The organism is Flexivirga alba (assembly GCF_042661025.1).
GTDB lineage: Bacteria > Actinomycetota > Actinomycetes > Actinomycetales > Dermatophilaceae > Flexivirga > Flexivirga alba.
Genome location: NZ_JBHSWH010000001.1, coordinates 3,358,199 through 3,371,173 on the forward strand (window position 1 = coordinate 3,358,199; position 12,975 = coordinate 3,371,173).

The following is a 12,975-nucleotide window of genomic DNA, read 5'->3' on the forward strand; positions in this document are numbered from 1 at the left end:
GACGCCTGGGAATTTGGTCAGTCTGGGGTGGTTGCCGGGCGTGTCGCACGGTGGTCTCCGAGTGCTTGCGCGAGGGCGTCGCGTAGTTGCTGGTTGTCGGCCTGTAGGTCTCGGATGCGTTGGTTGGCGATCTGGAGCCGCTGTTTGAGGGAAGGATCGCTGGCTGCTTGCCGTGCCGGGACTGTGGATCTCGTTGGGGTGCGGTGCTGTTGGGCGTGGATCTGCTCCAGCAGGTCGGGCTGGGTGTACAGCCATGACCTGGACACGCTGGCTTCCTTCGCGAGGGTGGTGACGGTCAGGGGTTGCCCGGTCCGGGTCAGGTGTCGGACGGCCAGGATGGCGCGGCGGCGGGTCTGCTCGGCGCGGGTCCGTGCGGCCCGGGCAAGGTGGCGACTGTTGTCAGCTCTCACCGGCTCTCCTTGGGTTGTTCGAGAGCGGTGATGATCGCGTCCAGGTTGGTCAGGACTTGCTGGTTCATGCCGGCGACCCGGGTGCGCCCTTCGGCTTCGGCACGAGTGATCAGCTCGATGACCTGGGACCGGTGTTGCCGGTGTGCTGGCAAGTGTGCGCTGGTGGTCAGGAACATCGGGCAGGTCAGGCAGGCGTTCGCGTGCGGGCAGGCCTTCTGTATCGGTAGCCCGCAGTAGCCGTTCGGCAATGCCTGGGTCGCGGTGGCGATCCGGTGACCGGCCCACGCGGCGTCAGCCAACGGCCCGACTGCATCGTCGGTGATGACGGCGCCGGTGATATCGACCTTGCGGGCAGCGTCCCAGTGACGGCGGACGGTGTCGTCGTGCAGCCTGGCGTAGTGGGCGGTCATCTGTGGCGAGTCGTGGTCCACGATGCGGCGCACGACTTCCTGGGGGACGTCCTTGTTGATCAGCCGGGTGCCCAGGGTGTGCCGCCACTGGTGCGGGGTCAGGTGCACCCGGTGGCCGTGTTCGTCTCGTACGTCAAGGGATTCGAGCCACTGGTACAGCGCGGCCCGGTAGGTGCCGGTGCTCATCGGGATCACCTGGTCGGGGTTCTTGGTCGGGCGCGGGAACAACACCACTGGCTGTGCGGGTCCGCTGGTGATCCGGGTCTGCTGGTCGGTGATCAGGCCGTGAAGTTCCTCGTCGACGGGCACGAGGGCTTCCCGGTTCATCTTGTGGTTGGTGTACCGCAGGTAGGTGCCGCCGTGGCCGTCGGTGATCAGGCAGTCGTAGTCCAGTCGGGTGGCGTCGCCGACGCGTAGCCCGCAGCGGATCAAGATCAGGGTGATCAGCGCTTTGGCCGGGTCGGTCCACGCGGCGATCGCGGCGGGTGTTTCCAGTTGCGCCATCACCTGCTCGGTGATCGCGCGGGGGCCTCGCACGGGTCGGGGCGGGTTGTCGTCCTTGAACAGCGCAGCGGTCGGATCCAAGGTTGCCCAGGCGTGTTGCCGGATCGCTTGGAGGAACGCGCGGAGCTGCCCGATGTGGACCTGCCGCCGGTGGGCGCTGTCGATGCCGGCGGCCAACTCGGCGAGGTAGCCCTCCAGCACGATCCGGGTGACGTGCTCGGGCCCGGTGACTCCAGCCCGGGCCAGGTATCCGGCGAACCGGGTGACAGCGGTCAGTCCGCGGCGGACTGCTTCCAAGCCGACACCGGTGGACATCCGCTGCCTGGTCCATCGCTTGGCCAGGTCCACCAGCCACGACTGGGTGACCACAGTGAAGTCCAAGGTGAGGTTCCTGGGTACCCCAGGCGCCGCAATCGCCATGTCCCACGGACGTATTCGGCATCCCACCCGGCACCGTCGGCCAAGTCGCTGACACACCGGTGCGCGTGCACCAGCAGCGCTCGTCCGTTGGTGTCGTGTCGGCCGCTGGTGGTGAACACGTCCCGCCACGACCGCTCGTCGCGCTCGAGCAGGCTCGTGGTGTCGGATCGGGTCAGGAAGGTCACGACGCGGGCGACGACCTCCGGCGGCGTGCGGGTGGTGCGTTCGTCGTGGCGGCGCTGGATGACGTAGGCCAGTTCCCACCGCAACGGCTCAGGCAGCCCGGACAGGTCGATGATCTGATCGGCCGGGACACGCTTGGCGGCGAACTGCTGCGCGAACACCGCTGGGTCGCCGCGTCCGTTGGTCCGCCACGTGTTGTGGTGCGTATGACAGAACGGTCCGGCTGCTTGAGGCCATAGCGGACACCCGGGGATCAGGCACGCGGCGCCGATCGGCGCCTTCACCGGCGGTGGATCCGAGGCGAGCCAGCTGGTCAGGTCCGGGCGTCCGGAGCGTTCCCACCGCTGAGCATGCAACTGACACAGTCCTTTTCGGGCGAGACCGTACCCGCAGCCAGCGACGCGGCAACACCGGTTCGGGCGCCCACGAGCCCAGCCCGGGTCGGTCGTCGCCACGAACTGGTCAATGTCGGGCCGGTCGGCCTTGGCCCACCGCAGGTGATGACCGGCGCACATCCCCTGGCCGCGGGCGATCCGGTCGCAGCCGGTTACCCGGCACGCACCAGCCGACACGGCCGGATCCGTCGCGTCGAAGATCAGCCGGCCGGCAGCGAACTCCGGCCGAACGACGGACTGGACACGTGCCGTCCACGCAGCATCAACGCCGCCGTCGATCAGCGACAACGTGACGTCGCCGGTCATGACGCGTCCTGGTCCAGCAGCCCGGCACGGACCAGCGCGGCGCGGGTGTCGGCAACGCTCAGGTGCGCATAGGTGGTCGAGGTCGTGGTCACCGACGCGTGACCCAGCAGCGTCGAGACGACTTCGATCGGTACCTGACGGCGGAGCATCTCGGTCGCGTAGGTGTGTCGCAGCCAGTGCGGGTCGAAGTCGATCCCGGTCCTTGTGCGTAGCCGGCGGACGAGGTCATACACCGCCGGGTAGGCCATCGGTGAGCCGATACGGCCGCCCCACAAGTTGACGAACACGTAGTCGCTGTCCAGGTCGCCGTACTCGTCATGCAAGTAGTCCGCATACGACCGCACCAGCCCAGCAGGGACCGGAATCGTCCGTGGCACAGCCGATTTCGAGCGTGCCCGATCATCGTTGTCGCGGGGTACGACCCGCACTTGGCACTCGGCCGCATCCCAATCCTCATGCCGTAACCCGAGTGCCTCACCCACGCGCATGCCCGTGTCGGCCAACACGGACACCAGCAACCGGTCCCTGGCCCGGGTGCACGCGCCCAGCAACATGGCCACCTCGTCACCGGTCAGCGTCCTCGGAGTGCGGCGCGCCGCCCGAACCCGCACGACCGGGACCTGGGTCGGCTTCGATTTGGACACATGGTGCAGGAACGAGCGGGCACCACCGCGGCGGCCCGACGGGCGCCACATGGTCAACGACGCATGCACCGGCACCCCGCACCTGCTCGCGTGCCGGTACATCGACCCGACCGCGGCGAGCTTGCGGTTGATCGTCGCAGCCGAGCAATACTCGCCGACCGGTAGCACCGCCACATCCTCACCGCGAGCCGACGGTGGTAGCCGCAGCCAGCCCACGAAACCAGCAACGTTCTCCGTATCGACTGCAGCCCAATCGATTTCGTGATGCGCCAAGTAGGAGAACCAGTCCCGTAAATCGTGCGCGTACGCCTTGACCGTGTTCGGCGACCTGCCCGCGTCGGTCAGGAACGACAAGAACCGCTCAGCGGGCCCGACGACCAGTCCGTCGTCGCCGACCACCGTCCACGACTCACGCCGCGAGCCGGACACCACCACTCGTGTTACGAACAACGAACCTCCCAAGACCGAGCCTGCTGGACGGCTGTAGATAAGCACGTCCAGCACGCAGGATCAGGGACCGATTCACTCCCTCAACGACGTCAAAGACACCACAGGATTGCCTCAAGATAACGATCGAGTTGGTGGTGTAGATGACCCTGCGCACGGCCGGTCCGAAGTCCAGGAACGGGGTGAACCGGTCCCACGCGCTGGTCCACGTCGCGACCGCGGCCGGGTACTTGACCCCTAGTGGTGAGGCGGCCAACTCGTCCAGGGCCGCACGCGCTGCAGCCTCATCGGCCGCGGTGTAGATCGGCTTCAACGCCTTGGTGAAGGCCTTGTAGTCGCCGTAGGCCACGAACCGCATCGACGCCCGGATCAAGTGCACGGTGCAGGTTTGCACCACACTGCGCGGCCACTGGGCCTGGATCGCCTCGGGCAGCCCGCTCAGCCCGTCGCAGCAGATGATCAGCACGTCCTTGATGCCACGGTTGGCCAACTGGGCGCACACGCCGGCCCAGAACTTCGCGCCTTCGGCGGCTTGGATCCAGATGCCCAGCACGTGTTTGACGCCGTCGATGTCGACGCCGACCGCGACGTGCGCGGCACGCCGGGACACGTGCCCGCCGTCGCGGATGTTGATCATCAACGCGTCCAGGTAGATCACCGGGTAGAACGGCTCCAACGGCCGCGACTGCCAGGCTTTGACTTCCTCACCGATCGCGTCGGTCAGGTTGCTGATCGTCTCGTGTGACAGGTCCGAGCCGATGGTGGATGCCAGGTGATGCTGAATATCGCGGATCGTCATCCCGCCGGCGTACAAGCTGATGATCATGTCGGCCAGCCCGCCCAATTGGCGGGCGTGCTTGGGCACCAACGCCGAGGCGAACGACCCGGCCCGATCACGTGGCTGATCCACGGTCACGTCGCCGACCTCGGTCGCCAACGTCTTCGGCGTGGTCCCATTTCTTGCGTTACCAGTGCTATCGGGGCGGCGCTCGTGCTTGTCGTAGCCGAGATGATCAGTCAGCTCGACGTGCATCCCGCGCTCGAGAGTGGCCTTGAGCAGCTCGCCCATCAACCCGTCCTTGCCCGTCAAGGGCACACCCTGCTCACGCGATCGGGTGACCATCTCGTCCAAGAACTCTTCACTGAACAAGGCCCGCCCGAGCTTGCGGGCGCCCGGTTCCAGATCCTGCTCGTCCTTCTTCGGCTTCTTCGTCACAGTCATCAGTCTTCCTTCCGGATCAAGACCGATCACTTACACAAAAGATCTGACACCCTCCACGTCCGCTGCCCTGAAATGATTGCCACACCGGTGCGCCCGACTGGGAGGATGTGGACCGTGCAGACTTCGCGATTTGGATTCGTCCCAGCTGACCGAGACCTGACCGTCAAAGACGGGGCAACAACCTTCCTGCGCGCCGACGGTCTGCGTAAATCACCAGTGAGCTACCTGGATTTCACCGTCGACGGTGACCGTGTTCTCAACTACTTGACGGCGACCGTTGGTGCACCACTGGACAAGGTCGGTGTCGTAGGAGAAGAGTGGCCGATCGAGACTGGGGCTGCGCTGGAGCGCCTTCTCGGTCTAACTTCGCCCGACCTCGGCAGCGAAGGGGTCTCTCTCTACGACTGCCCGGAATGCGCGGGCCGCGACTGCGGTGTCATCACCACCCGCCTCGACGTCGATGCAGCAACCGTCACTTGGCGCTTTGATCGGACTGCAGTACGAATACACCGATGAAATATCCGCGCTGGGCGACCCGGGTCTCTTTCCGAGCATCCGATTCGATCGGCGCACTTATGACGACGTGCTCCATCGCGAGCTCGACCGTGTGCGACCAATGGTTGACGGATTCGAATATCCATACCAAAAAGCTGGACGCGAGAGACGTGAACGCCGTCAACGCCGCCGTGCGAACCTCCTGCACGTCTTCGGCCGCAAGTGACCCTGCCGGACTGACCCCGCAACGTGCCTGGGCTACAACCACGGCGGACCAGTCGTGCGCCCGAGCGGCCTCGATGAGCAGCGGGCACCCAAGCCGATTCACAACACGCTCGACTTGGAGCATGCCCGTAGGACGATCGTCACGCCAACGTAAATCTCAACTGCCGTGGATGGTGCCGACATGATGGTCGGGTCAGCTTGCTGTGAGGCGATGTTGCGCGTTATCCCGCAGGGCAGCCATGCGCGACAACATGGCCACCGGGAAGCCGGTTTGCACGCGCTTGCCGCTCGCGAGCACGACCACCACGCTGCTTTCGTGACTGTCGGGGCTGTGAATGGCTGCGATGTTCGCCCAGGGGACTCGGCGAAGACGGCCGATGGCACGCACGCCTTGAACATCGACTACCGCAGGAACGCTCCATGTGACTGCCAACAGTGCAAAGCAGACACCAGGGAGCACATAGAGACCCCCGCGCGCGGATGCCTGCGCGAGCAGCAAGATTCCGTACAGCAGCTCAAACCCGGACACGACTGCGTACACCGTCGGCCAGGTGCGGCTCCGTCGACCCAGGAGGGAGTCACCGTCATCGACGATCCTGTCGCAGTTCAGAACGGCCACGACCACGACGGTAGCGGGACGCTGCAGTCACCGCGCAAGGAATGGTGCCTTGCTGCCGCACCCATGGGTAGTCCGCTTGTCCTAACAGGGCGCGAGCCGCGAAGTCGCCACTGGGGCACACGCTCATCATCGTTAACGATCAGGTCGAGCTAACCGCGCGGCGATCCGGAACCAACGCGTCTCACCCACCGATCGGCAATCGGTGAAGGTCACTGCGCTGACCGTCCCGTTTAGGACACCGTGCGGGACGGTCTCGGAGATCTGGACGCCGAGGTCCGATTCGCCGCCGGCTGTCACCGGTGATGGTTCGTCTATCGGGCAGCTTTGCGAAGAAGCACGACGGACGGAAACTTGGCTGTACAGATCGTCGGCATCGATATCGGGTGAGATGTTCCACTCATTCTCGACGAGCCAGACGTGCGGCCTTCATCGAGCGGGCATCCAACCCGAACATGACAACGCACGACACCAGGGCAACGCAGCAGACGACCGATCGCACCCGCGAGGATTCCCCCAAAGCCACGGCCAAATTCATTGCCATAACGACAGCGACAATCGCCACCAAAAAGAAATGCATGCGCACTTGGCGGAGGGTGCGCGGCGGGCGGCTCATGCCGCCGATGGTTTCACAAGCCCGCTAGCGCCGGACAAGCTCCGTCTTGCGGGCACGCTCCGAATGCGCAAAGAAATCATGTTGTTCCTGCCGACCGAGTACGATCGCCGCGTCACGCCGGAGACGGCAGTTCGCGGAGGGAGCAGGCATGAGCAGGGACGACGCCACAGGCAGCGAATGGGGAAACGGTTCAACCCCGGGGGCTCTCCATCAACAGGGAGCGCCGCCGCTTCGCATCAGGGGGTGGCCCGCACCCCGACGACGACAGGCGCTGAAGCGTTCTGGTACGTCTTGCAATGCATCGCATTTGGCGCGGGCTACTTCACAAAAATCCCAACGAAGAAGGCACTCAGTGAGATCGGAGCCGCGAAACTCACATCTGCCGAGCAATTCTGGTACGTCTTGCAATGCATCTGCTTCGGGGCGGGCTACTTCGCGAAAGTGCCCGTGAAGAAGGCTCTGAGCGAGTGCGCGTTTCCAACGCAACCGAGGATCTAACGGCATACAGCCGATTTATCACAACCCCTCAACGCGGGGACCTACCAACAGTGCCGCAACTTGGGCTGCAGTCAGCGCTTTGCCTCGCCACGGCAGGATTGTCTGCCGGAGCGGTGCTATGTAATGAGTGGATGGGCTAGCTTTGGGCGGTTCGTGCCTGGTAGTCGCTGATTGCTAGGCCCGCGGTGTTCACCCCACGCCTGGACGACATGACATAACAGCGACGCCACGGTGCCGGCCGCGGCCCCGTGACCGACCGCGCCTAGTTCGAAGTCGCCCGACTTCGGTGCCACGGGTTGAAACGCTACATAGGCGAATGTCGAGCTGTCCGCGCTGACTGTCGCCGGCAGAACTGCTGCAGCCACGATCGGACCCTCCCCATGTCACGTGCGCACCGAGTGCTGTGTAAGCAACCGAACCGGTTGGTGAACCCGACGAGGTACTGCCCCGGCTGGTGCGCTATCCGGTACTGGTGATCGACGGGAGCGACTGCCGGACGACTCACGACCCATTACCTCTCTTGCGGATCGTTCGCGACGACTAACCCAATCGAATACAACTGTTGATTGTGTCCAGCAAGCCGGTGAGGCGTCCCTACGCTTGGAGCATGATCGACCCGACTGATCCGCCCTCCGGGTACGCGCTGATGTGGCCTCACCAGCTTGTGCGCGATGAGCTGACCATGATCCTGCAACGACCTGACAACATTCGAAAGCAGCTTGAGCTGCTGGTCGACGAGGCGTTCCGAGGTCCGCATCCGCGCGCCGACCTGCTGGCGTTGGCGGATCCTTCGTGGGATACCAACGTTTGGCGGTCTGCGCTGGAGCCGCTGGACCCCAGTCGGCGATGGGGCCAGCAGCTTCTGGAGATCGTGGATCAACTGCCGCCATATCGGCGGAAGCAGTACTACGCCGAACGGATGGGCCTGGTTGGATCGATCGAGGATGCCCCTCCGTTCATCGACGAACCATGGGCCAGCGCCCAGGCTGAATGGGCGAACGCTGTCAACGGGCTGGACAGGAACGGGTATTTCGAACTCTCGGCGGGCAGTCAATGTCCTGACAGCGACACAGAAAGCGACCACCACGCGACACTGCGCCGACTGATCTGGCCCCACCTGCTCGAGGACATCCGAGTCCCTTTCATGCTTGTGACTCCTGCGCAGCCAGACGGCCTACCTCAAGAGCAGTTCCTCACTCTGGTGGAGGTCGTGCACGATCTTGTGGCTCGACCTCGAGTCCGCTACGAGCACAGCTTCTACGCCGATCACTACGACTACGGGGACTGTGACGAGCGCAGCGGTCAGGCCGTATACCGGTGGCAGACGAACACAATTTTGAAGAAGTACCAGCTTGGCTACCGGCTGGCCGATACTGGAAGTGACCGCGGCTTGGTCGTGACCGTCACCCAGGACCCTCGTGACGAGTTGATCGAGGCCGTGCGGGTCGATATCCCCGACGGGTCCAGCAATCAGGACCGCATCGACCACGCGATCAGACTGTTTCGAAGTCGGTCCGCTGCCACCGCCGATAAGCGCAGTGCCTGCAAAGACTTGGCCGACGTCCTGGAAAACAGGCGCCCGCTCCTCAAAGTGCATCTGCGCAGCAAGGACGAAGGCGCGCTCTTCCAGATCGCCAACGAATTCTGGATCCGCCACCACGATGCGAAGCAGCACACCGACTACGACCAGGACGTGTTCCTCGACTGGGTGTTCTGGAATTACCTCGCGGCGGTCGAGCTGACCAACCGGTTGATAGCTCGTGGCCAGAGCGAAGCAACCGATGAGTGACCACTTCCCCGCAGGTATCGAGAGTAGTGACCCTGCTGCCCTTCTCGACAAAGTCCCACTGTCGGAGGCGGAAGCTGGTTACGTTGAAGCGGCCAAAGCCGCCAACACAATGCGCGGATACCTTCGAACTACGTGAATTCGCGTCTTGGTACGCAACTGCACGGCGCGAACCGTTGCCTGCATCCGCCGCCACCATCACCGGATATTTCGCCGCGGCAGCACAAGCCGGCGCGAAGGTCGGCACCACGGGTCGACGATTGGCGATCCTCTTCGCGCACCAGTATGGGCGAGTTGCGGCAGGCGGGGGAGAGATCGTCCCGTACACCGATCGTCAATCGGCGACGAGTTTGGGCTGCGCCGTATGGCACACCCCGCGGGACGGAGGAGGTCATCCGCCGGTCGCCGCCGCGCTCGTCCGTCTCGTCACCGCCGACCCAACGCTGAGTGGATTTTCAGCGGCCGCACGCATAGCCCTGCATCCCGCGGGGGTTGGCGCCTGCGCGCAGGATCCCGCTGGCGGGGTCCCGGGTCACCGCACACATGCGGCCGAGCGCCCAAGGGCCCGCCTCACGAACATCGTGCCCCTTGGCCGACAGAGCATCCTTGACATCGAGGGGCAGACGATCTTCGACGATGAGAGTCGCAGGCGACATGTCGCGGGGGTAGAAGGATGCCGGAAAGCTGGCGGTGTGCCACGCGGGGGCGTCGATAGCCTCTTGCAGAGACTGCCCTCCGACCAGATGCCGCAACAGGAACAGCAACTGCCACTGCTCCTGTTGGTCGCCGCCGGGGAGCCGCAGGCAAGAATCGGCAGTCCGTCGCGAAGGACCATCGTTGGCGTCAGGGTGGTCCGTGGCCTCTTACCGGGCCGCAGCGAGGTGGGCAAACCCTCTTCCAGCCAGAGCATCTGAAGCCTGCTGCCAAGTGCGAAGCCGAGCTCAGGGATGGTGGGCGAGCTCTGTAACCAGCCGCCGCTCGGGGTCGCAGAAATCATGTTCCCCCAGCGGTCGACGACGTCCACATGGCAGGTGTCACCGCGAGTGACGCCCTTGGCGTCGACGGTCGGTTCGCCCAGCGTGGCGTCCTTGGAGGCCGGCCCTTGTCGGGCGCGCTCACTGAGGTAAGTGGCCAGTTTCGGGGTGCGGCCGCTGGGGCTACCTGGACGTAGTTCCGCCGATGCCCGATCGCCGATCAGGCCAACTCGCTGAGCGGCGTACTCGGACGATAGGAGTGAATGGATCGGTACGTCGTCCACGTCGCCATACCAGGCCTCCCGATCGGCGAATGCGAGCTTGATCGACTCGGTGATGGCGTGGATGCCATGCGTAGTGTCGGGATCGAGTGCGGCTGGATCATCAAGCGCGTCTAGAAGGCGAAGGGTCTGCAGCATCGACGGGCCCTGAGACCAGGCGCCAACCTTGGCCACCGTGACACCCTCCCAGTCCACGGTGACGGGGGACTCCCACTGTGCTTCGTAGGACGCCATGTCGTCGCCCGTGAGCACTCCGGGGTGCGACTGACCACTGGAGTCGGCGTGCGGCGTGCGGACAAAGGCATCGATTGACTCAGCCACGAATCCGGAACTCCAGGCGCGTCGCGCGGCGTCGATCTGGACGGTCCGGTCGGTGCCACCGGCCCGGCCCTCCTCGACGAGGCGCTGCAGCGTGCGCGCGTACGCAGGGTTGCGGTACAAAGAGCCGGGTTGTGGTGCGTTGCCACCAGGCAGCCACAGCGAGGCAGAGGTCGACCAGTCCTGCTCGAAGAGCTCCCGCACACTCTCCACGGTGGCGGTAACACGCTCCAGAACGGGAATGCCGTGCTCCGCATATGAAATTGCTGGTTCGAGAACGACTCCCAACGATTTCGTTCCGTAGTCACGCAACAACAGCAGCCACGCGTCGACTGCTCCGGGCACTGCTGCGGCCAGCAGCCCCGAGCCAGGGACGAGCTCGAACCCCAGCGACGTGTAGTGATCAATGGTGGCCGCCGCCGGTGCCGGTCCCTGCCCCGCAAGCACCCGGGGCTCAGGATCGGACGCAGTGGCGACGACCGCCGGGACCTCGCCACCGGGGCCATTGAGGTGCGGCTCGGCAACATGCAGCACGAACCCCGCTGCGACTGCGGCGTCGAAGGCATTGCCGTCCTGCTCCAGAATGCGCATTGCCACCTGCGAGGCGATCCAGTGCGTCGAGGACACCGCGCCGAAGGTGCCTTCAAGAGTGGGACGGGTGGTGAACATCACGCATTTCTCCTCAACAGGCTGACTTGTAACTCGCTGCCGGTTCCATCGGGTCGGACAAGGTGGCAGGCGGCGAGGCCACCGGGAACGGGTCGCAACTCGGGGACCTTCGTGCTGCACAGGTCGAACGCCAGCGGACACCTGGTGTGGAACCGGCATCCGGAGGGCGGATCCGACGGGGATGGGAGGTCGTCACCGAATTGGGCGCTGGTCGCCCCGGCCTAGGTGGTTTCTTCGGCGGCGGTGCGGGTGTCTGTCGGGCCATACTCGGCCTCCAAAGGGGTAGATGAACTTTCCATATCGAGCACAGTTCCCCGACCGTTGGAGGTGTTCTAGTGGTGTGTCTCGCAAATAAATAGTGGCATTCGCTGTATTCTTGCTTCATGAGCGCACCTGCAGCCCCGCCGTTGCTGCTGTCGGATAGTCAGCGGGCCACTTTGGAACAGTTGTCCCGGTCTCAGACTGCTGCGCATCGGCAGGTGCAGCGGGCGAGGGTGTTGCTGCTGGCGGCGGATGGTGTTGCTAACACACGAATCTCGGCGGAGGTCGGGGTGACGCCGGTGACGGTGCGGGCATGGCGGGCGCGGTTCGAGGAAGAGGGGTTGGCCAAGCTGGGGCAGGTCCGTCAGGGACGCGGTCGCAAGGCGAGCATCAGCGAGGAGCAGGTCAAGGCGATCGTGCACGACACATTGCACACCAAGCCCGCGGGGCAGACGCACTGGTCGTGCCGCACGATGGCTAAGCATGCGGGCGTGAGTTCGGCGACGGTGCAACGTATTTGGCACGACCTGGGGATCAAGCCGCACCGGGTCGACACGTTCAAGGTCAGCAACGACTCGCGGTTCGAGGAGAAGCTGACCGACGTGGTCGGGTTGTACCTGAACCCACCGGCCAAGGCGGTAGTGCTGTGCCTGGATGAGAAATCCCAGATCCAGGCGCTGGACCGCACCCAGGCATCGCTGCCGATGATCAAGGGCCGCGGTGCGACGATGACTCACGATTACAAACGCAACGGCACGACCACCTTGTTCGCGGCGTTGAACGTGCTCACCGGCGAAGTGACCGGGCGCTGCTTCGACCGGCACCGGCACGAGGAGTTCCTGAAGTTCCTGAAGGTCATCGACGCTGAAGTGCCCACAGGGCAAGCGATTCACGTGATCCTGGACAACTACAGCACTCACAAGCACGCCGACGTTCAGCGTTGGCTGACGCGGCACAAGCGGTTCCACCTGCACTTCATCCCGACCTCGTCGTCCTGGTTGAACCAAGTCGAACGCTGGTTCCGCGACCTGGACGTCAAGGCGATCCGGCGTGGCAGCTTCAACTCGGTGCCCGATCTGATCGCCGCCATCGAGGACTACCTGCAGGCCAACAACGAGGATCCGACTCCGTTCGTATGGACCGCGACCGCCGAGTCGATCCTGGCCAAGGTCACCCGCGCACGCCGCAAGCTCACGGAAGTAGTTAATCAATGACGAGACGGACCACTAGCGGTGACCTACCTGGGCGTCCTGGTGGTCAATGCCCGCGATGGGCGCAGGAGGCTAGCCGGACAG

9 protein-coding genes and 3 pseudogenes are annotated in these 12,975 nt (G+C 64.6%); 3 read left to right on the forward strand and 9 right to left on the reverse strand.

The window, feature by feature from the left end; all coding sequences use genetic code 11:
- Positions 1 to 17 precede the first annotated feature (17 nt).
- The 5 genes and pseudogenes from ACFQDH_RS16525 to ACFQDH_RS16545 all read right to left on the reverse strand — a co-directional run.
- Positions 18 to 410 carry a DUF6262 family protein gene (locus ACFQDH_RS16525; RefSeq protein WP_382403499.1) on the reverse strand — a complete coding sequence of 131 codons (393 nt, stop codon included), beginning with the start codon at positions 408 to 410 and terminating at the stop codon, positions 18 to 20.
- Positions 407 to 1,705, reverse strand: a complete 1,299-nt coding sequence (locus ACFQDH_RS16530; RefSeq protein WP_382403500.1) for a tyrosine-type recombinase/integrase — start codon at positions 1,703 to 1,705, stop codon at positions 407 to 409. The genes ACFQDH_RS16525 and ACFQDH_RS16530 overlap by 4 nt, the downstream gene beginning before the upstream one ends.
- Complete coding sequence (locus ACFQDH_RS16535) at positions 1,597 to 2,628, reverse strand: hypothetical protein (protein WP_382403501.1); 1,032 nt, start codon at positions 2,626 to 2,628, stop codon at positions 1,597 to 1,599. Before ACFQDH_RS16535 ends, ACFQDH_RS16530 begins: the two co-directional genes overlap by 109 nt.
- Positions 2,625 to 3,722 carry a tyrosine-type recombinase/integrase gene (locus ACFQDH_RS16540; protein WP_382403502.1) on the reverse strand — a complete coding sequence of 366 codons (1,098 nt, stop codon included), beginning with the start codon at positions 3,720 to 3,722 and terminating at the stop codon, positions 2,625 to 2,627. The genes ACFQDH_RS16535 and ACFQDH_RS16540 overlap by 4 nt, the downstream gene beginning before the upstream one ends.
- 121 nt (positions 3,723 to 3,843) lie before the next feature.
- Positions 3,844 to 4,941: pseudogene (locus tag ACFQDH_RS16545) on the reverse strand (IS256 family transposase); the annotation flags it as partial.
- A 114-nt stretch (positions 4,942 to 5,055) separates the two neighbouring features.
- Between ACFQDH_RS16545 and ACFQDH_RS16550 the strand changes: the two are divergent.
- The gene (locus ACFQDH_RS16550) at positions 5,056 to 5,457 is read left to right on the forward strand and encodes a hypothetical protein (protein ID WP_382403503.1); all 402 of its coding nucleotides are present in this window, start codon (positions 5,056 to 5,058) and stop codon (positions 5,455 to 5,457) included.
- A gap of 397 nt (positions 5,458 to 5,854) precedes the next feature.
- On the opposite strand, the gene ACFQDH_RS16555 is transcribed toward ACFQDH_RS16550, so the two are convergent.
- Together ACFQDH_RS16555 and ACFQDH_RS16560 are read right to left on the reverse strand one after the other, a co-directional pair.
- Positions 5,855 to 6,280: a hypothetical protein gene (locus ACFQDH_RS16555; RefSeq protein WP_382403504.1), complete on the reverse strand. Its 426-nt coding sequence runs from the start codon at positions 6,278 to 6,280 to the stop codon at positions 5,855 to 5,857.
- A gap of 397 nt (positions 6,281 to 6,677) precedes the next feature.
- Positions 6,678 to 6,893, reverse strand: coding sequence for a hypothetical protein (locus tag ACFQDH_RS16560; protein WP_382403505.1), 216 nt, complete (start codon positions 6,891 to 6,893; stop codon positions 6,678 to 6,680).
- A 1,105-nt stretch (positions 6,894 to 7,998) separates the two neighbouring features.
- On the opposite strand from ACFQDH_RS16560, the gene ACFQDH_RS16565 reads away from it, so the two are divergent.
- Entirely contained in the window at positions 7,999 to 9,180 is a 1,182-nt protein-coding gene (locus ACFQDH_RS16565) for a hypothetical protein (protein ID WP_382403506.1), read from the forward strand.
- 452 nt (positions 9,181 to 9,632) lie between these two features.
- Here the strand turns inward: ACFQDH_RS16565 and ACFQDH_RS16570 are convergent.
- Together ACFQDH_RS16570 and ACFQDH_RS16575 are read right to left on the reverse strand one after the other, a co-directional pair.
- Positions 9,633 to 11,422: pseudogene (locus ACFQDH_RS16570) on the reverse strand (gamma-glutamyltransferase family protein).
- Positions 11,419 to 11,598: pseudogene (locus tag ACFQDH_RS16575) on the reverse strand (peptide ABC transporter ATP-binding protein); the annotation flags it as partial. The pseudogenes ACFQDH_RS16570 and ACFQDH_RS16575, both read right to left, overlap by 4 nt.
- Before the next feature lie 204 nt (positions 11,599 to 11,802).
- Here ACFQDH_RS16575 and ACFQDH_RS16580 point away from each other — a divergent pair.
- Positions 11,803 to 12,894 (forward strand): IS630 family transposase, encoded by a 1,092-nt coding sequence (locus ACFQDH_RS16580; protein ID WP_382397973.1) that lies wholly within the window; start codon positions 11,803 to 11,805, stop codon positions 12,892 to 12,894.
- Positions 12,895 to 12,975 lie beyond the last annotated feature (81 nt).

Excerpts from the sequence above, each read along its gene's own strand:
- ACFQDH_RS16535 (WP_382403501.1), bottom strand. The coding sequence starts at position 2,628 with ATGACCGGCGACGTCACGTTGTCGCTGATCGACGGCGGCGTTGATGCT.
- ACFQDH_RS16560 (WP_382403505.1), bottom strand. The coding sequence starts at position 6,893 with ATGAGCCGCCCGCCGCGCACCCTCCGCCAAGTGCGCATGCATTTCTTT.
- ACFQDH_RS16565 (WP_382403506.1), top strand. The coding sequence starts at position 7,999 with ATGATCGACCCGACTGATCCGCCCTCCGGGTACGCGCTGATGTGGCCT.
- ACFQDH_RS16580 (WP_382397973.1), top strand. The coding sequence starts at position 11,803 with ATGAGCGCACCTGCAGCCCCGCCGTTGCTGCTGTCGGATAGTCAGCGG.